This window comes from Bradyrhizobium sp. MI1.11, from assembly GCF_055811255.1.
In genome coordinates this window covers 14,656-37,209 of record NZ_JBVVPM010000029.1, presented here as the reverse complement: position 1 = coordinate 37,209, position 22,554 = coordinate 14,656, and the positions used below count along the sequence as shown (strand labels likewise).

Below are 22,554 nucleotides of genomic sequence, written 5' to 3'. Positions count from 1 at the left end.
ACGGCTCCGGACGACATCCCATCCCCGGCCATCCTTCGAGACGCCCGCCTGCGGCGGGCTCCTCAGGATGAGGACGGTGGTTGAACTCGGCTGCGCGATCGAACGCCATCGGCCGCCTCACTTGACCAACCAGCCCTGCTCGCCCGCGACCTGCTTGACGTGCTCGAGGTCCTCCTTGATGAACTTGTCGAGTTCGGCGCCAGTCAGGAACGTGTCGACCTGGGAGGTTTTCTCGATGTAGTCCTTCCAGTCCGGCGTCGCCTGCACCTTCTTCATGAGGTCGACATAGAACGCGGCCTGGTCCGGGGTGACCTTGCCGGGGAGCCACACCGTCCGCGGTTGCTCATATTGCTTGATGTCGAGGCCCTGCTCGACGCAGGTCGGAACGTCGCCCCAGCCTTCGGTCGCGGTGACCTTGGCGCCCTGCGGCAGCCGCTTCGGGCTGAAAACGCAAAGCGGTCGTTGCGTTCCACCGCGCCATTGCCCGAGACTTTCGCTGGGATTGTTGACGTGGGAGTCGAGGTGTCCGCCGGCGAGCTGCACGGCAGTCTCTGCGCCGCTCTTGAAGGGGATGTAGGTCAGCTTGATGTGGCCGGCTTTCTCGATCATGCGGGTCAGCACCTCGTCGGTATCCTTCGACTGCGCGCCACCCATCTTGAATTCGCCCGAGGCGGCCGCCTTCAGATAGTCGCCCGCCGTCTTGTAGGGCGCGTCCTGCTTGACCCAGAGCAGGAACTCGTCCTGCGCCATCGCCGCGATCGCAGTGAGATCGGTGTAGTTGAAGGCGACCTTGGAGACGAGCGGCTGCTGCCAGGCATTCGACGTGCCGAAGATCACCTTGTAGGGATCGCCGGCGGACGCCTTGCCGTAGACATAGCCTTCCGCGCCGCTGCCGCCCCCTTTGTTGACGACGACGATCGGCTGCTCCACCAGCTTGTGCTTGGTGATGATGTTCTGCACGGCGCGCGCGAGATTGTCGGTGCCGCCGCCGGGCCCGGCGGTCGCTACGAACTCGATCGGCTTTTGCGGTTGCCAGGCACTGAGCGCCGGCATCGTGCCGGCGAGCACAATTGCGGCGGCGGAGAGCAGAAGTGTTGACGTCCGACCCATGATGTCCTCCAGCTGATTTTTGTATCTTGTTGTTTTCGACGTCCGGTCAGGCGACGCGTTCCTCGCGTCTTCCTGATGCCAGGACGATTGCGCCTTCTTTTTCGAGCGCTTCGATCTGCTTCTGGTCGAACCCGTGCTCGACCAGCACCTCGCTTGTATGCTCACCGTAGACCGGCGCGCCCGTGCGCACTTTGCCCGGGGTCTCCGAAAACTTGACCGGCAAGCCGATCGTCTTCACGGGTCCGAGCGTGGAATGCTCGACCTCGACGACCATCTCGCGCGCCAGCGTCTGCGGATCGCGAAGCGCCTCCAGCATGTCGTGCACGGGTCCGCACGGCACGCCCTTCTCGTCCAGCGCAGCGAGCCAGTGCGCCCGCGTCCGGGTGCGAAAGCGCTCGCTCAGGACAGCTTCGAGCTCCTTCAGATTGGCCATGCGGTCGGCCCCGGTGACGAAGCGCGGATCGGAGGCGAGTTCGCTCGCACCGAGGGCTTCCAGCATCAACAGCCAGTGCTTCTTGTTGGCGCCGCCGACCACCAGCCAGCCGTCCGAGGCCTCGAAGGCCTGGTACGGCGCGTTGAGCGGATGGGCCGAACCCATCGCACGCGGCGCAGTGCCAGCGGCCAGCGCTATCGTGGATTGCCAGTAGGTCTGCACCAGCGCGGCCTCATAGAGCGAGGTCTCGACCCACTGCCCTTCGCCGGTCTTGAGACGGTGCGTGTAGGCCGCGAGGATGCCCATGCTCGCCAGCAGGCCGGCGGTGATGTCGGACAGCGGCGGGCCGCATTTCACCGGCGGACCATCGGGACGTTCGCCGGTAAAGCTCATGATGCCGCTCATCGCCTGGGCGACCAGATCGAAGCCGCGGCGGTGCTTGTAGGGTCCGGTGCGGCCGAAGCCCGACAGCGAGCAATAGATCAGCGTTGGATGCTGCTTGTGCAGGTCTTCGTAGCCGAAGCCGAGGCGCTCCATGGCGCCCGGCGCAAAATTCTCGACCAGCACGTCGGCGCCCGCGATCAGCCGCCGCAACACCTGCTTGCCGCCCTCGGTCTTCAGATCCAGCACGATGCCACGCTTGTTGCGGTTCATCATCAGGAAGGAGGCCGCCTCGTCGCCAATCTTCGGCGGCACCGAATGGCGGGTGTCGTCACCGTTCGGCGATTTCTCGATCTTGATCACGTCGGCGCCCATGTCGGCCAGCATCAAAGTGCAGGTCGGCCCCGCCATGACATGGGTGAGATCGATGACCTTGAGGCCGGCAAGCGGCCCCGAACGGCCGGAGGTTGATTGCGAGCGATCGCTTTGCATCGGGGCGTCCTATTGGCCGCGCCATTGCGGCGCGCGCTTGGTGAGGAAAGCATCGAGCCCTTCGCGAAAATCCTGGCTCGTGTAGCACATCAGGATGAGGTCCTCGCCCTCGTCCGGCGTCAGCCGCCTTTGCAGACGCGCCACGGCCTGTTTGGTCGCATTCAGCGTCAGCGGCGCGTGGCTGGCAAGCAATCGGGCAACCTCGTCGGCGCGCCTGTCGAGCGCGGTAAGATCCTCGACGACCTCGCCGAGCAGCCCGACACTGGCCGCCTCCGTCGCGTCGACGAGGCGCGCGGTGAAGATCAGATCCTTGACGCGGGCAGCGCCGATCAGCGCGGTGAGACGACTGACATTGGACATCGACAGGCAATTGCCGAGCGTGCGGGCAATAGGAAAGCCGATTTTCGCGCTTTGGGTGCCGATGCGGAGATCACAGGCCGCGGCGATGCCCGCGCCGCCGCCGGTGCAGAACCCGTTGATCGCTGCTATCGTCGGCACGCGGCATTGCTCGAGCGTGGTCAGGACCCGATCGATGCGGTTTTCGTAGTCGATCGCGTCCTGCGGCGACTTGAAATCGCGGAACTGATTGATGTCGGTGCCCGCGGCAAAGGCCTTGTCGCCGGCCCCGCGCAGCACCAGCACCTTGATCGCGTGATCGTCGTTGATCTCCTCGCAGATCGCGGCGAGCCGCTCGTACATCGCGAAGGTGAAGGCATTGCGCGCCTGCGGGCGGTTGAAGGTGATCCGCCCGATACCGTCCTGGCGCTCGAAAACGAGGTCTTCCGCCACCACCTGCTGGTCCATTTCCTCATGTCCTTCTGCTTTTCTACATTTTTGAATGCAAAATGATCGATTTACAAGCTGGAACTTGCATTAATTCGCATATAGCTTCATTTTTGCATTCAAATGGACTTCAGACCCATGCTCCATGAGGAAGTCGTCGGCCGCATCCGGGCCATCCTGCTCGACGGCGAAATCCCGCCCGGCGCGCGGATTCCCGAGCGCGAGCTGTGCGAGCGGCTTCAGATATCGCGCACGCCGCTACGCGAGGCGCTCAAGGTGCTCGCCGCCGAAGGGCTCGTGCAGCTTTTGCCGCATCGCGGTTCGCGCGCCGCAAAACTGACCGACAAGGACATGCGCGACCTCTTCGAGGTCTGCCAGGGTCTCGAGGCGCTCGCCGGCGAGCTCGCCTGCGAGCGCATCATGGACGCCGAGATCGCCGCGATCGCCGCCGCGCACGCGGACATGGTGCGGCATTATCGCGAGCGCGATCTCATCCAGTACTATCGCGGCAACCGCGCCATTCACGAAGGCATCGTCGCTGCGGCCGGAAACCCGGTGCTTGCAGGGCTGTATGCGTCGGTGACCGCGCGCATCCGGCGCGCGCGTTATGTCACGCCGATGACGCCCGAGCGCTGGGCGGTCGCCGTGAAGGAGCACGATGCCATCCTGAACGCACTGCAGAGGCGCGACGGCGTCGGCCTCGCCCATATCCTGCGCGCGCATCTACGCCACAAGCGCGAAGAGGTTTTGCAGGCGGGCTTTGCTGAAACGGAAGGCAGTGACCTGGTGCCGCGGATTGCGTGAGACGGCATTCGCGACGCAGAAAGAAACTCGCGGCCCCCTACAACGCGCGGTCAAGAGACACAATCGCGACACAATCATTGATTGCATTCAGCCGTGCGGTCGGATCGTGCTGACGCGAGGCGATCGGCGCGGGCCGAATGTAACGCGCAAACAATTGCGCAAAACAAAAGACAAAAGCGGAGGAAACGCATGACAATCGATGTCTCACGTCGATCCTTGTTCGCTCTCGGGGCTGGCCTTGGTGCCAGCGCAATGCTCGGCAGCAGCGCGATGGCGCGCGCTCCCAAGCTCGGCACCCAGACGGGACGCCTTACTGGCACCGCTTCGTTCTCGGCGATGCCGAAGTCACCATCGTCTCCGACGGACCGCTGCCGCTCGGCGACCCCTCCGGGACCTTCACCGGCGTTCCCAAGGAAGAGGTGAAGAAGATGCTTGTCGACAATTTCCTGTCGCCGGACAATGTCGTGCTCGAACAGAACTCGCCGATCGTCAACACCGGCGACAAGCTCATTCTGTTCGATACCGGCATGGGCAGCTCGAAGATGTTCGGCGCCACCACCGGCCGGCAGCAGAAGAGCATGACCGAGGCAGGCATCAAGCCTGGGGACATCGATGCGGTGGTCTGCTCGCATGCGCATATCGACCACATCGGCGGCATCGTGGACGACGGCGGCAAGCCGCTGTTTCCGAACGCGCAGATCTACATCTCGCAGACCGATTTCGACTTCTGGACCGACGAAGGCAAGCTCGGCAGCGACGCCAAGGATTTCGTCGTTCACGCCCGCAAGAACCTGCTGCCGGTGCGCGACCGCATCGTGTTCTTCAAGGATGGCCAGGAATTCCTGCCCGGCGTTCAGGCGATCGCAGCGCCCGGTCACACCATCGGCCATACCATCTTCATGGTCTCGTCGGCCGGCAAGTCCTTCGCCTTCATGGGCGACCTCTCGCACCATCCCGTTCTGCTGCTCGAGCGGCCGCGGATGGAATTCTCCTACGACACCGACCCGAAGCAGGCGGCCGAGTCGCGCGTCAAGCTGCTGACTATGCTTGCGGCGAACAAGACGCCCGTGATGTCCTATCACTTCGCCTGGCCGGGCTATGGCCATGTTGCCAAGGCCGGCGAAGGATTCCACTATTATCCCGAACCGATGCAGATGACGTTGTAATCGGCGGATCAGGTCCGGGTGGCGCACGCGCCGCCCGGGCCGTCCGAACGATCACCGCTGTCCGGCTGACCGGCAAGCAATTGCAATCCGCAATGTCTCCGGCGGCGTTGGCAGGCGGACATTTTGGTGTTATTGAACTACAGCTACTAATTGCAGATCGCATTTATTGACGTGAATTGTTTGGGAGCGTCAATGTCCCGCGAGAACGATGGTTTTGTCTTCCATCGTGACCGGCTCCAATGGGTCCCGGATGTTGTCTATCGGGCCGTCAACTTCTTTGTCACATGGGACAAACTGCCGACCCTGCTCGGAGCTGCCAATCTCTCGGCGTTCCGCGACCGGCTGCGTGAGCACAATCTGCACCATACCGGCTACGGCACGACATCGCCTCGCTGGAGCACGGGCAATGACCGCTGGCGTTCCGCCGACGGCTCGTTCAACAGCCTCGACCATCCGCGCATGGGGATGGCTGGCGCCCGGTTCGGACGCAATTTCGCGCTGCCCGAATGTGTACCGGGCAGCCTGGACGACCTGCTCGAACCCAGTCCGCGCTTGATCTCGGAGGAATTGCTGGCGCGCCGCGAATTCATTCCCGCGACCAGCCTCAATCTGCTGGCCGCCGCCTGGATCCAGTTCGAAACCCATAATTGGTTCAGCCATGGGTCCCCTAAGTCGGGAAACGAGTTCAAGATTCCGCTGAAGCCAAACGACGAATGGCCAGCGGATCAGCGGATCGACGGCTGCATGAAGATCCGTCGGACCGTTTGCGACGAGACGCCACGTGAACCATGGCTCGGCGCGACTCCCACGTTCCGCAACCTCAACTCGCACTGGTGGGACGCCGGACAGATCTACGGCAGCGACCGCGCGAGGCAGATGCAGATCCGTTCCGGGGCAGATGGGAAGATCGCTGTCGGCGATGATGGGATGCTTCCAGCCGATCCAGTCCATCCGGGCGCCGATCTCACCGGCTTCAATGACAATTGGTGGGTGGGGCTCAGCCTGCTGCACAACCTCTTTGCACGCGAGCACAATGTCATCTGCGACGGCTTGAAGACGCGGTATCCGACCTGGAACGACGAGGCGCTATTCCAGCATGCGCGCCTGATCAACGCAGCCCTGATCGCCAAGATCCACACCGTCGAATGGACGCCAGGCATCCTCGGCCATCCCGCACTGGACTTCAGCATGCACGCCAACTGGTCGGGGATCCCGTGCCGGGTGCTGCGCGCGGTGCTCGGCAAGGACAGCGAAGCCGCCTTTGGTATCATCGGCTCTCCGACGGATCAGCACAGCGCGCCGTACGCGATGACGGAGGAATTCACCGCCGTGTACCGCCTGCACCCGCTGATCCCCGAAAAGATGGATGTACGGCGGCTCGATAGCGCAGAGATTACCCCTAGCGATTTGGTCCATATGCAGGGCCCCGCCTCCCGCAAGTTCATGCAGACTCACGGCTTCGCCAACCTGCTCCACTCCTTCGGCACCGCTCATCCCGGCGCCATTCGCCTCCACAATTTTCCCAACTTCCTGCGCCAGTTCACGAAAGACGGCCAGCCGTTGCTGGACGTGGCCGCCATCGATATCATGCGCGATCGCGAGCGCGGCGTGCCGCGCTACAATCGGTTTCGCGAACTGGTCGGCAAGAAGCGGGTCAACACATTCGAGGAAATCACCAGCATCCCCGGCGCGGCCAGGAAGATGCGCGCGATCTACAAGGGCGACGTCGATCGCGTTGATCTGATGGTCGGACTATTGGCCGAGGACCTGCCGGATGGTTTTGGCTTCAGCGATACCGCCTTCCGCATTTTCATCCTGATGGCATCGCGGCGTCTCAAGAGCGACCGGTTCTTCACCGATGACTACCGGGCGGAAGTCTACACCAATTTCGGTCTGGACTGGATCCACAACAACGGAATGAAATCGGTGCTGCTGCGGCATGTGCCGCAACTCGGACCGGCGCTCGAGGGCGTCAACAACGCCTTCGCCCCGTGGAACGTGCTGCGAGGCTGAGCCTTGGCCCTCTGCAAAGTCGCAGCCACCTTAGCACCCGAGCTTGTCGGCGATTCCGCCAAAATCCCTGGCGACGATGTCCCAATTGCCGGTGGCCTCGAAATCGACCTTCTGGAGCGGACCGTATTCGGTCGGTCGCGCCACGAAAGCCGTCTTCAGCCCGTTCTTCTGCGCGGCAGCGAGATCGCCGTTGTGGGCGGCGACCATCATCACCTCTTCCGGCTTGAGGCCGAGCAGGCGCGCGGCGCCGAGATAGGTTTCGGGATCGGGCTTGTAGTGCTCGAACAGCTCGGCCGACATGATGAGGTCCCAGGGAAGCCCTGCGAACTTCGCCATGTTGGTGAGCAGCGCGACATTGCCGTTTGACAGCGGCGAGATCACGAATTTCGTCTTCAGCCGCGTCAGGCCCGCGACACTGTCGGGCCACGGATACAGGCGGTGCCAGCCCCTGGTGAGGTGATCGAGATCGGCTTCGGTCAGGCCTGGAATCGAAAATTGCGCGACCAGCTTTTCCAGCGAGCGGCGATGCAGATCATCGAGCATGACATAGCCGCGCTCGGGATGTTTGCGCACGTCATCCATCGAGGCCATGTACATGCCGCGCCAGCCGTCGACGAGTGCGGTCCAGTCGGCGGAGATGCCGCGGCCCTTCGCCCACCACATGAAGTCCGTGATCAGGCTGGTGCGCCAGTCGACGACTGTGCCGAACACGTCGAAGACGAGGGCTTTGACGGCGGAGAGATCGGATGTCGTGGTCATGTTTCGCTTCGCGGATTTTCCGCGCCCCGGCTGGCTTCGTCTCAGATGAAAGGCTTTAAAGCATGATCCTTTCCGTGCAACAATAGCGCTAGTCCCGCACATCAAACACGCGCAAGATGAACAAAGTGACGGGTCTCAACCAGTCGGGGTGCAGCGCATCTGTCATGACCACCATCCCTGTTGCATGTATATTGCTTGAGGATGCCCGCCTTCCGGACGAGGCATCTTTAATCGAGACGTTACGCGTTCGTCATCCTGGCTTGCGGTGGGACCGCAGCCCAGTCGCACCAAGTAACGATACCGACGGTCCGATGTTCATCCGCGTCGGCGATCATCTCATGACCATCCTCTTGATGCCCGCACCCATGCCCTACGATCAGCAGCTATGGCAGCGAGCCTCCTGGGTATGGCCGGAGGCTTTCCACGCCGCCGGCCGCCACCGCGCGCACCTCGTCGTCGGGACAATGGGCTCCGCCGAAGACAACTCAGAACGAAAGCGCTTGGGTTCGCCGAGAGTGTGCGCCTTACGACTGCCTTTGTCGGCGCCGTGCTTGAAGCACTTCCCGGCTGTCTCGGCGTCGTCTAGCGCGGCAATGTGGGCCGCTCGCCCGAGATGTGGCTCGAGCAGTCACGCCGCTCGTTCGAGCCGTTTCCGGATCATCCGTTCGGATCGTGGATGGAAATCATTCCCTTCCGTTCCGGAGAGACCGTCGGAGCCTATACGGTCGGACTGTCCGCATTCATCGGACGCGAGATCGAATTTGAGGTGGACGGACTCGACCAACGCGGCGTCACGCTTCGTGTTGCCAACGCTTCGTCCTATTTGATTGCAAATGGCCTCGACAAAAACATCGAGAGCGGGACGGTGTACAAAGACGATGACGAGAACATCGGTCACGTTGCGGTGCTCCACCGCAACTCGCGCTTTCGGATCGGGCCGGTCATTTCGTTCTTTTCTCTTCAAGACCGAGCTGGAAGGCTCAAGACCTACCAGATCATTCCGTCATCTCTCGCGCGAAATCACCCGCTTCTGATCATGCTGGGCAAGGTCGGGCTTTTCGATCCGGCGAAGTCAGAGAACCTGATAGAGCTGCGGCCAGATCACTACGTATCGGAAGCTCGCCTGGAAATCCTCGATGGCGGCGTATCGCAAGAGCTGTCCAAAATGCTCGCGACCGACGCCTATGCCGAGGCGGACACGAATGCGCGCCGCGCGCTCGCGAGCGGAGACATTGCGTCAGCGAGGGCTTTTTTGCTGCCTTGGGCTGAGGAAGTTGGTGAGCTCCAAAAAGCGCTCCAACTCGCTCTGACCTGCGCGATGCGTTCTTGTTCATGCCGGCCGCGCCGCGCAGCCCTTAGTAGACAGGCGATGGATCATGTCCATCCTGGTGCTGTATGCGACGACGTCCGGCTAAATTCGCCGAACGAACGCAGGCGGACGTCGCTGACACTAGTCCAAATGGAACTTCGCCAGTTCGCGATGCTCGGCCTTGATGTAGCGCACGGTGCCGGTGACGGAACGCATCACCACCGTCTCGGTCTCGATCACGCCGTCCTTGCGGAATTTGACGCCTGACAGCAGCGAGCCCGTGGTGACGCCGGTGGCGGCAAACAGGCAGTCGCCGCGCGCCATGTCCTCGATGCCGTAGATCATCTTGGGATCGTTGACGCCCATCTTGGCGGCGCGTTCGCGCTTCTCTTCGGAGTCGAGGATGAGACGGCACTGCATCTGGCCGCCGATGCAGCGCAGCGCCACGGCCGCGAGCACGCCTTCCGGCGCGCCGCCGGTGCCGAGATACATGTCGACGCCGGTATTGTCGGGGTCGGCGCAGTGGATCACGCCGGCGACGTCGCCGTCGGTGATCAGGCGCACGGCGGCGCCGGTCGAGCGTACGCTCTCGATGATGCTGGCATGGCGCGGCCGGTCGAGCACGAGAACGGTGATGCCGTCAGGCTTGACGCCCTTGGCCTTGGCGAGGCGGTGGACGTTTTCGGCCGGTGTCGCATCGAGCTCGACGACGCCCTTGTCATAGCCGGGACCGATCGCGAGCTTCTGCATGTAGACGTCGGGCGCGTGCAGCAGCGTGCCGCCGTCGGCCATCGCCATGGTGGCGATCGAGCCCGGCATGTTCTTGGCGCACAGCGTGGTGCCTTCGAGCGGATCGACGGCGATGTCGACCTGCGGGCCGGCGTTCATGCCGACCTTCTCGCCGATGAAGAGCATCGGCGCCTCGTCGCGCTCACCCTCGCCAATGACGATGGTGCCCTCGATCGGGAGCTTGTTGAGCTCGCGCCGCATCGCGTCCACCGCGGCCTGGTCGGCCGCCTTCTCGTTGCCGTGCCCGCGCAGACGCGCCGAAGACACCGCCGCCCGCTCCGTCACACGCACGATCTCCAGCGTGAGAATGCGCTCGAGCAACGCTTGCGGCGGGACTGAAATATGGGTCGACATCGGCTCACTCCTTCGAAACAGTTTTGGACGGACATCTCCGTCGCATCAACTCGTAACACCCACAGTTCGTTCGAACCGTGTCTTATTCTTGGAGCATGACCTTTCCGGAAAACCGCTTCACACTTTTCCGGGTCATGCTCAGTTCTTCTCGATCCTGATGACCTGGGGTCGCCCACTGATCACCTTGTCCTTCTGCACGGCCGCGAGCGCGCGGCGCACGGCGTCCTCGTGCGTGGCATAGGTGATGAGGATGACGGGCACCGGGACCGCCTTGCCGTCTGCCGGCGCAGCGCCGCCATTGGGATGGCGCTGCACGATCGACTCGATCGAAATCTTCTGCTCCGCAAGCCGCGTCGCGATCGCAGCCGCGGTGCCCGGGAAATCGCGTGCCAGAAGTCGGATGTAGTAGCCGCCCTCATGGCGCTCCATCGGCGCCTTCTTGGTATCGCGCAGCTGCGAAATCGGCCGGCCGAACGGATTGGCGCGAATGCCGCGCGCGACGTCGGCGATGTCGGCCACGACGGCGGATGCGGTCGCAGCGCCGCCGGCACCGGGGCCGACCAGCGTGATCGGCGGGATGCCCTCGCCATCAATCGTGACCGCATTGGTGACACCCATCACCTGTGCGATCGACGAGGATTTCGGAACCATGGTCGGATGCACGCGCTGCTCGATTCCCTTGGCGGTGCGAACCGCGACGCCGAGGAGCTTGAGCCGGTAACCGAGATCGTCAGCGGCACGGAGATCTTCCGGCGCGATGGAGGAGATACCTTCGACATACACCGCGCTTTGAGCAACTTTCGTGCCGAAAGCGAGGCTGGCGAGAATGGCGAGCTTTTGCGCGGTATCGTGGCCGTCGACGTCGAAGGACGGATTGGCCTCGGCATAGCCGAGCCGTTGCGCGTCCTTCAGGCATTCGGCGAAGGACAGGCCCTCCTGCTCCATCCGGGTCAAGATGTAATTGCAGGTGCCGTTGAGGATGCCGTAGACCCGGTTGATGCCGGTTCCGGCAAGGCCTTCGCGTAACGTCTTGATGACAGGGATCGCAGCGCCGACGGCTGCCTCGAAATTCAGCGCGCCGCCGTGCTTTTCGGCGGCCTTTGCCAGCTTGAGGCCGTGCTTTGCCAGCAACGCCTTGTTGGCGGTGACGACGGATTTACCGGCAGCGAGCGCGGCCTCGACCGCCGACAAGGCGGGATCGCCGGAGCCCCCCATCAGCTCGACGAAGCAGTCGATGCCGGGATGCGTGGCGAGGGCAAGCGGATCCTTGACCCACTCGACGCCGCGCAGATCGACGCCGCGTTTCTTGGCCTTCGAGCGCGCGGTGACGGCGACGACGCGGATGCCGCGGCCGCTGCGGCCGGCAAGCACGCGCGCCTGCGTTTCAATCAGACGGACAACTTCGGCGCCCACGGTGCCGAGCCCCGCTATGCCCACTTTCAGGGGTGCAACCATGATGCCTTGGAAAACCTGCGGAAGAGAACTTAACGCCGAGTGGCGAGCGGAACGACGTTGTGCAACGTTTCGATGCCGCTTTCAAGGAAGCGGCGCACGCCGCGCGCGGCCTGCCTGATCCGTTGCTCGTTTTCCACCATGGCGATACGGACATATCCTTCACCATGCTCGCCGAAGCCGACGCCGGGCGAGACCGCGACACCGGATTTCTCCACCATCAGGGTCGCGAACTGCATGCTGCCGACGCTGCGGAAGGCTTCCGGCAGTGGCACCCAGGCGAACATCGACGCCTCCGGCGGCGGGATCTCCCAGCCGGCACGGCCGAACGATTCCACCAGCGCGTCGCGCCGCTTGCGGTAGGTGTCGCGCATCTCCTTGATGCAATCGTCCGGTCCGTTCAGCGCGGCGGTCGCTGCGACCTGGATCGGCGTGAACGCACCGTAGTCGAGATAGGATTTGACGCGGCCGAGTGCCGCAATCACGCGCTCGTTGCCGACCGCGAAGCCCATGCGCCAGCCAGCCATCGAATAGGTCTTCGACATCGAGGTGAACTCGACGGCGACGTCCATCGCGCCCGGCACCTGGAGCACCGAGGGCGGCGGGTTGCTTTCGTCGAAATAAACCTCGGCATAAGCGAGATCGGACAGGATCAGGATCTCGTGCTTCTTCGCGAACGCGACCAGGTCCTTGTAGAAGTCGAGGCTCGCAACATAGGCGGTCGGGTTCGAAGGATAGCAGACGACGAGCGCCAGCGGCTTCGGGATCGAATGCACGATCGCTCGCTCGACCGCCTCGAAGAATTGCGGCGTCGGCTCTGAGGGCACCGAGCGGATCACGCCGCCCGCCATCAAGAAGCCGAAGGCGTGAATCGGGTAGCTCGGATTGGGACAGAGGATGACGTCGCCGGGCGCGGTGATCGCCTGCGCCACGTTGGCAAACCCCTCCTTGGAGCCGAGCGTCGCCACCACCTGGGTGTCGGGATTGAGCTTCACGCCGAAACGGCGGGCGTAGTAGCCGGCCTGGGCCCGGCGCAGCCCGGGGATGCCGCGGGAGGCCGAGTAGCGGTCGGTGCGCGGCTTGCCCAGCGTCTCCTTCAGCTTCTCCAGCACATGCGCCGGCGCCGGCAGGTCCGGATTGCCCATGCCGAGGTCGATGATGTCGGCGCCGGCATTCCGCGCGGCTGCCTTGGCCCGGTTGACCTGTTCGAATACGTAAGGCGGAAGGCGGCGGATGCGGTAAAACTCTTCCATGGCTCTCTCGGCTCCGGGCAACCGGTCAGGACAGAATCGACAGGCCATAAAGACCAGGCGGAAGGCGCCCGCGTCCTTCGCGAAAATTACTCAAGATCAAATACTTAGAGCAATTATCGACGACGTTGACTGAAGTCGTTCGCCCTGACTCTCGGCTGAACTAAGGTCTTTTAGCACGGCGAGGCGGAGGCGCCAGCGATTACCTTGCAGGGCCCTATTTCGCGTCCTTGGTGGCGACCGCCTGACGGTCGCGCGCGGCAGCAAGCTCGGCCTCGATCTTGGCGCGTTGGTCCGGCGGGATGACCGCCTGATCGCGATCCGGAGGCAGATCGTGCACCGGCAGATAGCTCCCGGCCTCCCTGGGATGCGCTTGCGCATCGGAAGGCGTCATATCCGCAAGCTGACTCGAGCAGCCGCCTAGGGCGAGCGCCACCATCAGCAGCGCGCCACAGATCCGCCGCGACTTTTGCAGGTCCCTCAACGCCAACACTAGGGAAATCCCCACTTCGTCCCAAAGCACGGCCCCGGGCAACCTTACCCAAGCCCGCGCCCAAGCTCAAACCATTGCTGCCCAAATGGTGCGAGCGAGAAAATAGCCCAGATACCCACCAAGCCGAGCGGTGCGGCTCGATTGTGACGGAACCAAGAAAATTTGTCGCACTGCAACACATCTTCGCGAGTGTTTAACGCCAAACATGCGAGCTTCGCGGTGACGAATACGGAATGAATCGTTACTGTTCTGCTCATGAGTATGGCCACGATCGATACGCCCAAACCCGAGACGAAGTTCGATGCGGAAACCTTCGCGATGAATGTCGCGCGGGCGATGGAGAGCGGCGGCAAGGCGCTCGCCGCATACCTGAAGCCGCGCGAAAGCGGCGAGGTGCAGGATCGTCCGCCGGCCGAGCTAGCCGAGGTCGTCAAGACCTTCACCGCCGTCGCCGAATACTGGCTGTCGGATACGTCGCGGTCTTCCGCACTCCAGACCAAGCTCGCCAAGGACTATCTCGACCTCTGGGGCTCGGCGGCGCGCCGCATGGCCGGTCAGGACGCCCCGCCCGCGATCGCGCCCTCGCCGCGCGACAAGCGCTTTGCCGATCCGGAATGGAAGTCGAACCAGTTCTTCGATTTCGTGATGCAGCTTTATCTGCTCACGACCAAATTTGCGCAGGAGCTTGTGCGCGACGCCGAGGGGCTCGATCCGCAGACACGCCGCAAGGCCGAGTTCTACGTCCAGCAGCTCACCAACGCGATGTCGCCGTCCAACTTCGTGCTAACCAATCCGGAAGTGCTGCGCGCGACGGTGGCCAGCAGCGGCGAAAATCTCGCGCGCGGGCTGAAGATGCTGGCCGAGGACATCGCCGCCGGCAAGGGCACGCTGAAGATCCGTCAGTCCGATCCGGACAATCTCGTCGTCGGCGTGAACATGGCGACGACGCCCGGCAAGGTGATCTACCAGAACGAGATGATGCAGCTGATCCAGTATGCGCCGGCGACGGAGAACGTGCTGCGGACGCCGCTCCTGATCATCCCGCCCTGGATCAACAAGTTCTACATCCTCGACCTCAAGCCGGAGAAATCCTACATCAAGTGGTGCGTCGATCAGGGCATCACCGTGTTCGTGATCTCATGGGTCAATCCCGACAAGCGGCTCGGTGCCAAGAGCTGGGAAGACTACATGAAGGAAGGCCCGCTCACGGCGATGGACGTGATCGAGAAGGTCACCGGCGAGATGAAGGTGCACACCGCCGGCTATTGCGTCGGCGGCACCATGCTCGCGACCACGCTGGCCTGGCTCGCCGAGAAGCGCCGCCAGCGTGTGGCGTCCGCGACATTCTTCGCGGCACAGGTCGACTTCACCCATGCCGGTGATTTGCTCGTGTTCGTCGACGAGGAGCAGATCGCATCCCTCGAGCAGGACATGAAGGCGGCCGGCGTGCTCGAAGGCTCGAAGATGGCGATGGCCTTCAACATGCTGCGCTCCAACGATTTGATCTGGTCCTATGTCATCAGCAATTACCTCAAGGGCCAACAGCCGAGCGCGTTCGACCTGCTGCACTGGAATTCGGACGCGACGCGCATGACCGCGTCGAACCATTCGTACTATCTGCGCAATTGCTATCTTGAGAACCGGCTCTCGACCGGCACGTTGGTGCTGGACAACACCTTGCTCGATCTCTCCAAGGTCATGGTGCCGATCTACAATCTCGCAACCCGCGAGGACCATATCGCGCCGGCAGAATCGGTGCTGTACGGCTCCCAGTTCTTCGGCGGTCCGGTGAAATACGTATTGTCCGGCTCGGGCCACATCGCCGGCGTGGTCAATCCGCCCGCCTCGAACAAATACCAGTACTGGACCAACGACAACGTGAAGTCCGCCAATGTCGCCGAGTGGATGAAGGGCGCGGTCGAGCACAAGGGCTCGTGGTGGCCGGACTGGCGGCAATGGCTGGGCGCACTCGATCCCGAGGAAGTCCCGGCCCGCACGGTCGGCAGCGAGGCGTTTCCCCCGATCGAGGACGCGCCCGGCAGCTATGTCAGGGTTCGCGCATAGCAGAATCTTCCGCGCTTTCGTATAAGCTCCACGCCTGCGGCAGAAATTGATGAGGGGACCGGGTTATGACGCGTGAATTGTTCTGGCTGACACTGACGGTGGTCCTGACCGGAATCCTCTGGATTCCCTACACCATCAACCGCTGCCAGATTCGCGGCCTCGGTGGCGCGATGGCCAATCCCTCGCGCACCGACAAGCCGCAGTCGGAATGGGCGAACCGTCTGATGTTCGCGCATGACAATGCCGTCGAGAACCTCGTGCTGTTCGCGCCGCTGGTGCTGATCCTGAACGCGATCGACTATTCCTCGAAATGGACGGTGCTTGCTTGCGCCGTCTATTTCTGGTCCCGCGTCGCGCATCTGATCGTCTATGCGCTCGGGATCCCGGTGTTCCGCACATTGGCCTTCACCGTCGGCTTCATCGCGCAGGCCGTGCTGGCCGTCGCGATCTTCAAGGTGGTTTGAGATCAGGCCTTGTAGTCTGAAATCAGGCCTTGCGAACGACGAGATGCAGCATGTTCGCCGGCGTCTCGTCGAAGCTCTGGATCACGTTCCTGTCCGACGACAGCGTGATCCATGGACCTGCGCTGGCGTAGGTCGCCTCGAGCCATTCCGGCGACGCATAATTGTAATAGCGCCCGAGACTGTCCCGGCCATCGCCCTCGCCCATCTTGTAGCTGGCGTAGAACACGCCTGACGGCCTGAGCGCGCGACGAATCTGCGCCAGGATGCCGGCGAGTTCGTCGCGCGGTACGTGCAGGAGACAGGCGCTGGCCCAGACGCCGTCATAGGCCTCGTGCGCGTCAAGCTGGTCGAACCGCATCGCCTCGACGGCATGACCGAGCCGCTGCGACGCGATCTCGGCCATTTCAGGCGAGCCGTCGGTGGCGCGCACCGAAAAACCTTCGGCCAGCATCACCGCCGAATGATTGCCGGCGCCACAGCCGAGCTCGAGGATCGAGCCGCCGGACGGCAGCAGAGCGAGAAAGCCTCGCAGCCGCGTCGAGGGCGCCTTCGCCCAGTCCGCATAGGACCTGGCGTTGCTCCGATAGAATTGCAGAGTCCCTTGGTCCACGGCGGCCACTCCGATCAGGGAAACAGCGCGATCTGCTCCAGTCCAGCGGTCTCGGGAAATCCGAACATCAGGTTCATGTTCTGGATCGCCTGACCGGCCGAGCCCTTCACCAGATTATCAAGCACCGAAATCACGATGGCGCGGTTCTTGATCCGGTCGGCGATGACACCGATCTGGACATAGTTCGAGCCGCGTACGTTCTGGGTCTGCGGTAGCACGCCCTTCTTGACGACATGCACGAACGGCTCGTTCGCGTAGGCTTTCTCGAGGGCGGCCCGCAAATCGTCCGGCGTCGCGCCATTGAGCTTGACGTAGGACGTGCAGAGCTCGCCCCGCGACATCGGTATGAGATGCGGCGTGAAATTGACGGTCACGCTCGCGCCCGCCGCGACGCCGATCTCTTGTTCGATCTCCGGCGCATGCCGGTGCGTGCCGACCGAATACGGCGAAATCCCCTCGCCCGCCTCGCTGAATAGCGTGTTCTGTTTCAGGCCGCGTCCGGCGCCGGTGACGCCTGACTTGGCGTCGATCAGGATGTCATCGACGTCGATCAGATTTGCTTTCGCCAGCGGCACCAGCGCCAACAACGCTGCCGTCGGATAGCAGCCGGGACAGGCGACCAGCCGCGCCGCGGCAATCTTCTCCCGATAGAATTCGGTCAGGCCGTAAACGGCTTCGCCCTGCAACTCGAGTGCCTGATGTTCGTGGCCGTACCACTGCGCGTAGGTGTCCTTGTCGCGCAGCCGGAAATCGGCGGACATGTCGAGGACCTTGATCTTCGGGTTGGCCTTCAGCACGGCCGCGATGATCTGCTGCGTGGTGCCGTGCGGCAGCCCGCAGAACACCGCATCGAGCTTGCTCCAGTCGACCTCTTCCCATTCCACGAGTTGGGGCAAATCCAGCATGAAGAAATGCGGAAACACCTCGCCCATCGATTTGCCGGCGTGGGTGTTGGCGGTGAGCGCGACGATCTCGGCATTCGGATGCCGCGCCAACAGGCGCACCGCATCGGCCCCGGTGTAACCGGAGGCGCCGAGAATGCCGATCTTCTTCGAGCTCATCACGCGTTCCTTTCAGGCGTCACTGGATCGTCTTGCCGGGCCGAAAGTTGCAGCATCGCTTCGTCCGCCGGGCTGGCCTCGCGAGCAACGCTCGATCGGCTACTCGTCGGCAAGGCCCAACATCAGTCGCATGTTCTGCACGGCCGCGCCGGAGGCGCCCTTGCCGAGATTGTCGAGCCGGGCGACCAGCACCGCCTGGTGATGTTTGTCGCTGGCGAAGACGTAGAGCTCGAGCATATTGGTCTCGTTGAGCGCTTCCGGCTCAAGCTTGCCGCCCTTGGTCGCTTCGTTCTGAAGCGGCATCGCCGAGACGTATTTCGAGCCGGCGTAACGCTTTGCCAGCGCGGCGTGGAGATCGGCGCCGCTGGGCTTGCCGGGCAGCGTGTCGAGCTGGAGCGGCACCGAGACCAGCATGCCCTGCCGGAAATTGCCGACGGAAGGGATGAAGATCGGCCGCCGGGTCAGGTTCGAATAGAGCTGCATCTCCGGCAGATGCTTGTGTTCGAAGCCGAGGCCGTAGAGTTCGAAGGACGGCGCGCTGCCGTCCTCGAAAGTCGCGATCATCGACTTGCCGCCGCCGGAATAGCCGCTCACGGCATTGACGGTGACGGGATAGTCCGCAGGCAGCAGGCCGGCATCGACGATCGGTCGCAGCAGCGCGATCGCGCCGGTCGGATAGCAGCCGGGATTGGAGACCTTCTTCGCAGCCTTGATCTTGCCAGCCTGATCCGGCGTCAGTTCCGGAAAGCCATAGGCCCAGTCGGGCGCGACCCGGTACGCGGTCGAGGCATCCAGCACCTTCGGCCCCGACGGCCCCATGCTGTCGATCAGCGCAACCGTTTCCCTGGCAGCATCGTCCGGCAGGCAGAGGATGACGAGGTCGACCTCCTCCATCAGCGCCTTCTTGGCGGCGGGATCCTTGCGCTTGTCCTCGGCGATGGTCTTCACGACCACGTCGTCCTGGAGCTTCAGCCGCTCGTTGATGCCGAGCCCGGTGGTGCCGGAGCCGCCGTCGACGAAGACGGTGGCGGGCTTCGTCGCAGCGCCGGCCTTGGGGGCGTTTTTGGTGTCAACGAGGCTGGCTTCAGAAAAGGTCATGGCGCGCTCCTTTCGAGCATGTTGGTTTCGGGTGCGAAGGCCTCCGGCCTCACGTCCTGCATCAGTTGCGAGATTTCCCTGGCGTCGGCACCGGCTTGCGCGCCGAGCGCATTGGCGATCGCCGTATAGTCGGCGTCGGACTTGTGCTGGTTGAGCTTGAAGCTGCCTTCGACCTCTTCAACCGCCATGACCAGCCCTACGATTCCCTTCTTCAACGCTTCCAGCCTGCCGGCCGTCATCTTGCCCGACGTCCATGGCGTCTTCGGCAACAGCCAGTTTTCGAACTTCTCGCTGAGCGTGTCGATCTGCACCGCCAGCTCGTCATCCGACAGAAGCCGCACCGGCCCGCTGAGATGCACCGACTGGTACAGCCAGGTCGGCACCTGATCCGGCGAGACGTACCAGTCCGGCGACACGTAGGCATCGGGGCCGTTGACCGCGAGCAGCCAGGAGCTCGTCCCGTCCGCAAGCTTTAGCAGCGGATTGTGACGGGCGACATGAAAGGCAGCCTGCGGGGTGCCGTCCGCGGCATAGGTCAGATAGAACGGAATTGGCGAGGCGACCGGCTTGTGGCCGTCGAAGGCGCACACGGTGCCGAAGCCGCGCGTGTCGGCAAATTTCAGGCTCGCGGCGCGGTCTTGCTTGAAAAAGGGTGGCGTGTACATCGTTGTCTCCTGCTGGGCCTCCTTGGGGGCCGCCGGATCAGATCGCGCTGACAGGAGAGAGAATGCCGCGGATCGGATCCAGCGGCAAAGACGATGATCTCAAACGCGATCGACCGCCCAAACCGCTAAAGAGCGGCGGCGGCGGGCGAACAAAATGGTCGCGGCGCTGATCATGGCGGGCGGCTATAAGGCCAGATCGGCGAGCCGTCAAGGTATTGGAACCGGTCATTCCGGGCTGCCGTAGCCAAGAGAGGGGGCCGGTGCGCTCGATCGGCTGGCCTGCACTCGCCGTCGCTACCACCTGGCCATGCCGAGCCGGCTGAAGAGAATCTCCCAAAAGGAACCTGCGCGGGTTAGCTCGTATAAATGGGCGCTTGCCTGGCCGTTTCCAAGATTGGACGCCTTGCTGTACCACTTGATCGCCTGCCGGGTGTCCTTGGACACGCCCGTGCCGCTCTCATACGCCCACCCCAGATTGTATTGGGCCAACCCGTCGTTCTGATCAGCGGCCTTGCGCAGCAAGGATATACCCTTGGCGAGATCCTGCGGCACGCCTTCGCCTTTGATGTGCAAGAGGCCCAGACGTGTTTGCGCGAACGTCAAGCCCTGGTCAGCCGCCTTCGAAAACAGATCGAAAGCCAAAGAGAAGTCTTGGGGAACGCCGCGTCCGTCCCAGTACATAGCTGCAAGTCGGGATTGGCTAAAAGCGTTCCCCTGATCCGCCGCCTTGGCGTACCAGTCGGCCGCCTGCTTCTCGTCGCGAGCTGTACCCAGGCCCATCTCATAGACGTACGCAAGATTCTCCTGGCCGTAGGCATCGCCCTGTTCGGCAGACAGGCGAAACCATTTGATGGCCTCCGCGCTATTGCGCTTAGTCCCACTTCCGTTCCGGTACATCGCTCCCAGATAGAATTGCGCACGTGCGCTTCCGATTTCAGCCAGCGGCTTCAAGCGCTCCATCGCGCGTTCAAAATCATGCGCAAGATATGCGCTCACGCCGTCCTTGAAGTCGGCGCTGACGTCGATGACCGAGGATCCGCCTTTCGAGGTCACGCCGATCAGCCCGTACTTGAACTCGTCAAGCTTATCGAACCCTTTCTCGATTGCCGGAGCAAACTCTGCCGGACAGACCGGCGCATCGAGTGTAAGGCGAAGAACTGCGTTGGAACGAATGGTTCGGCCATCGAGGTCAATGGTACCACTTACGTCAATCCGGCCGTGAACGTCTCCGTAGCCTGTCCTGCCCTCGAAAGTCGCCGAATAGACGACCGGCGCCGGTTTTTCGTAGAAGAAAGTGTTTTCGGGAATCGTGAGCGAAGCGGCCTCGCGGTATTCCATCGGCCGACAAACAAACGGCCGCCCGCTCGCCTGGCGCGCAACCAACCGCAAGAGCGATTGCCTTGGATCCGTCAAAGGCAACATCCTGACGCGCGTGGGCCGATCAACTTCGAGGGCTTTGCTGATCTGAAATGTTGACGTGATGGCGTAGTTGTCCGTCAGCTCGCGCGGATTGGGGTAAGTATAATCACCGGTGCCGGTCAGGCCGGCCTGCTCGATCAGCCGGCTGGCGGCCATCCGCCGATCCGCATCATCCAAGCCCTGCGCGACCACGCGTCCTAATTGTGCACCGACGCCTGTCCCGGACAGGATCGACCGGACCTCGCGCTTCCCGTCCTTGCCAAGGACGTAGTCCGTTTCCGCGGCCAGCCGGAAGCGCGCCGGCTCGGTCATGGGGATGCGGCCCAAGGCACCTCTGTCGATGTTGAGGACCGGCTTGCCCGCAAGCTCCGGCGGCAGCGATCCGAAGGCAAAGAGAGAGGCTGTCGGATCGAGGTACTGGTCAATCTCCGGGACGTAAGCGATCGCGTGGTCAAAATTTGGCGTCGCCACTTCGGTGAGCGTGTACCTTGCGTCCGAGTTCACCGCGACCAGATTGGCTTCTATGCCCTGGGCGGCGAGCAGCGCCTTGAACAGTGTCGCATGCGCCTTGCAGTCGCCATAGCGCGACGCAAGCACGGCCGAGGCGGGCTGAGACGTCCAGCCGCCGTCCTCGAGGCCAATGCCGACGTAGCGGATATTACGGGCCACCCAATTGTAGATGCGCTCGATCTTCGCGCGTGCGCCGATGGCGTCGCCGACGATCTCCTGCGAAAGTCGTGTAATCCTCTCATCCGGTCGCGCCATGGGGGCGTTGCGGGAGTTCAGCGTCGCCGCGAAAGCGGAATAGTCAGCAAACGTGCTCACCTCGAAACGCTCTGCACCCGCGAGAGTCTCCTCGTCGATCTGCCGGGGTCTCGGCGCGTCTTGCCGGAAACGCACCCGATGGATGATCCGATCGTTCACTCTCTCTTCATGGTGCTCGACGTTGCGCAATGCTATCCGCAGCGGCCTGGATGCCGGTCCGTCAACGGTCACTTCGAGTAACTCGGGTGGCTGGTTAGCCGGCTCGCTCCAAAAGCGCGCAAACTCACCCGGAAATCTCGGCTGCTTGGCCTTGTAGACCAGACGCCCGCGGATGCTGTCGCCGGGAGCAACATGCGGAAAGGCGATGATCCTGTCGCGCACCTCGTCGAAATAGGGCGATGAGGAATCTGTCGATGCCGGTTGATCGCGAATGGCGCGCTGATCCACCGCGACCACGCCGCCGTCTGCCTTGAGAGTGGCAAGCTCGATTGACGTCAAATCGTCAAAATAGCTGTTGTATTGAAAACGTTGCTGCGCGATGGCTGCTGCGCCCTTCTCGTCGAGCGCCTTGATTTCGAACTCGAAGACCTCGGTGCTGAGCCCGTTCTCATCGAAGCTAACGGCATCGCGGGCCACCGTTCGGCGCCAGCCCGGGTCGATCCAGCCGGGTCTACCGTCGCTATCCGGTGACTCGGCGGCACGCAATTTCATGCACGGCGACGAGAGCAGCAATGCTGCCAGAAAAGCTGAACAAATTCGTACGATCATATGCTGAGCGCTCGGCCCTCAGGTCGGCAGCTCAACTAGCAGGTGAAAATTA

The 22,554-nt window shown here is 62.9% G+C and carries 17 protein-coding genes and 1 pseudogene; 5 read left to right on the top strand and 13 right to left on the bottom strand.

From position 1 onward, the window contains the following. Window positions 1-117: 117 nt before the first annotated feature. From AC0L30_RS26085 to AC0L30_RS26075, 3 genes are read right to left on the bottom strand one after another with little or no spacing between them, the layout of a single operon-like run. Window positions 118-1,110 (bottom strand): Bug family tripartite tricarboxylate transporter substrate binding protein, encoded by a 993-nt coding sequence (locus AC0L30_RS26085; RefSeq protein ID WP_007591514.1) that lies wholly within the window; start codon window positions 1,108-1,110, stop codon window positions 118-120. Window positions 1,111-1,156: 46 nt separating this feature from the next. After that, the gene (locus AC0L30_RS26080) at window positions 1,157-2,416 is read right to left on the bottom strand and encodes a CaiB/BaiF CoA transferase family protein (RefSeq protein ID WP_219680289.1); all 1,260 of its coding nucleotides are present in this window, start codon (window positions 2,414-2,416) and stop codon (window positions 1,157-1,159) included. A 9-nt stretch (window positions 2,417-2,425) separates the two neighbouring features. Beyond that, window positions 2,426-3,220: an enoyl-CoA hydratase/isomerase family protein gene (locus tag AC0L30_RS26075; RefSeq protein ID WP_219680291.1), complete on the bottom strand. Its 795-nt coding sequence runs from the start codon at window positions 3,218-3,220 to the stop codon at window positions 2,426-2,428. A gap of 117 nt (window positions 3,221-3,337) precedes the next feature. Between AC0L30_RS26075 and AC0L30_RS26070 the strand changes: the two genes are divergently transcribed. The 3 genes and pseudogenes from AC0L30_RS26070 (at window position 3,338) to AC0L30_RS26060 (ending at window position 7,182) form a co-directional block, all read left to right on the top strand. Next, on the top strand, window positions 3,338-4,003 hold the full coding sequence (locus AC0L30_RS26070) for a GntR family transcriptional regulator (protein WP_246648619.1): 666 nt from the start codon (window positions 3,338-3,340) through the stop codon (window positions 4,001-4,003). A 189-nt stretch (window positions 4,004-4,192) separates the two neighbouring features. Then, window positions 4,193-5,169: pseudogene (locus AC0L30_RS26065) on the top strand (MBL fold metallo-hydrolase). 192 nt (window positions 5,170-5,361) lie between these two features. Next, window positions 5,362-7,182 (top strand): peroxidase family protein, encoded by a 1,821-nt coding sequence (locus AC0L30_RS26060; protein WP_219680296.1) that lies wholly within the window; start codon window positions 5,362-5,364, stop codon window positions 7,180-7,182. A gap of 30 nt (window positions 7,183-7,212) precedes the next feature. Here the strand turns inward: AC0L30_RS26060 and AC0L30_RS26055 are convergent, their stop codons facing one another. The 5 genes from AC0L30_RS26055 to AC0L30_RS26035 form a co-directional block, all read right to left on the bottom strand. Continuing rightward, window positions 7,213-7,941: a haloacid dehalogenase type II gene (locus tag AC0L30_RS26055; RefSeq protein ID WP_219680299.1), complete on the bottom strand. Its 729-nt coding sequence runs from the start codon at window positions 7,939-7,941 to the stop codon at window positions 7,213-7,215. Between the two features lie 1,450 nt (window positions 7,942-9,391). Beyond that, a complete protein-coding gene (gene glpX / locus AC0L30_RS26050; protein ID WP_007591522.1) occupies window positions 9,392-10,393 on the bottom strand; it encodes a class II fructose-bisphosphatase in 1,002 nt (333 codons plus the stop codon). A 138-nt stretch (window positions 10,394-10,531) separates the two neighbouring features. Then, entirely contained in the window at window positions 10,532-11,848 is a 1,317-nt protein-coding gene (locus AC0L30_RS26045; RefSeq protein ID WP_007591523.1) for a homoserine dehydrogenase, read from the bottom strand. 29 nt (window positions 11,849-11,877) lie between these two features. Then, entirely contained in the window at window positions 11,878-13,098 is a 1,221-nt protein-coding gene (locus AC0L30_RS26040) for an LL-diaminopimelate aminotransferase (RefSeq protein WP_018454429.1), read from the bottom strand. Window positions 13,099-13,312: 214 nt separating this feature from the next. Then, window positions 13,313-13,588 (bottom strand): hypothetical protein, encoded by a 276-nt coding sequence (locus tag AC0L30_RS26035; protein ID WP_035992760.1) that lies wholly within the window; start codon window positions 13,586-13,588, stop codon window positions 13,313-13,315. A 255-nt stretch (window positions 13,589-13,843) separates the two neighbouring features. On the opposite strand from AC0L30_RS26035, the gene AC0L30_RS26030 reads away from it, so the two are divergent. Both AC0L30_RS26030 and AC0L30_RS26025 read left to right on the top strand, forming a co-directional pair. Next, window positions 13,844-15,652 (top strand): PHA/PHB synthase family protein, encoded by a 1,809-nt coding sequence (locus AC0L30_RS26030; protein WP_376707485.1) that lies wholly within the window; start codon window positions 13,844-13,846, stop codon window positions 15,650-15,652. A gap of 65 nt (window positions 15,653-15,717) precedes the next feature. Further along, window positions 15,718-16,116, top strand: coding sequence for an MAPEG family protein (locus AC0L30_RS26025; protein WP_007591527.1), 399 nt, complete (start codon window positions 15,718-15,720; stop codon window positions 16,114-16,116). Between the two features lie 22 nt (window positions 16,117-16,138). Here AC0L30_RS26025 and AC0L30_RS26020 read toward each other — a convergent pair whose 3' ends face one another. The 5 genes from AC0L30_RS26020 to AC0L30_RS26000 form a co-directional block, all read right to left on the bottom strand. Then, window positions 16,139-16,726, bottom strand: coding sequence for a class I SAM-dependent methyltransferase (locus AC0L30_RS26020; protein WP_007591528.1), 588 nt, complete (start codon window positions 16,724-16,726; stop codon window positions 16,139-16,141). A 14-nt stretch (window positions 16,727-16,740) separates the two neighbouring features. Next, entirely contained in the window at window positions 16,741-17,787 is a 1,047-nt protein-coding gene (gene argC, locus AC0L30_RS26015; protein WP_007591529.1) for an N-acetyl-gamma-glutamyl-phosphate reductase, read from the bottom strand. 99 nt (window positions 17,788-17,886) lie between these two features. Beyond that, window positions 17,887-18,885: an N-acetyl-gamma-glutamyl-phosphate reductase gene (gene argC, locus AC0L30_RS26010; RefSeq protein ID WP_219680302.1), complete on the bottom strand. Its 999-nt coding sequence runs from the start codon at window positions 18,883-18,885 to the stop codon at window positions 17,887-17,889. Further along, window positions 18,882-19,550, bottom strand: a complete 669-nt coding sequence (locus tag AC0L30_RS26005; protein WP_219680307.1) for an FMN-binding negative transcriptional regulator — start codon at window positions 19,548-19,550, stop codon at window positions 18,882-18,884. The genes argC (AC0L30_RS26010) and AC0L30_RS26005 overlap by 4 nt, the downstream gene beginning before the upstream one ends. A gap of 294 nt (window positions 19,551-19,844) precedes the next feature. Continuing rightward, window positions 19,845-22,502, bottom strand: a complete 2,658-nt coding sequence (locus AC0L30_RS26000) for a DUF3857 domain-containing protein (protein ID WP_246648623.1) — start codon at window positions 22,500-22,502, stop codon at window positions 19,845-19,847. Between the last annotated feature and the right edge of the window lie 52 nt (window positions 22,503-22,554).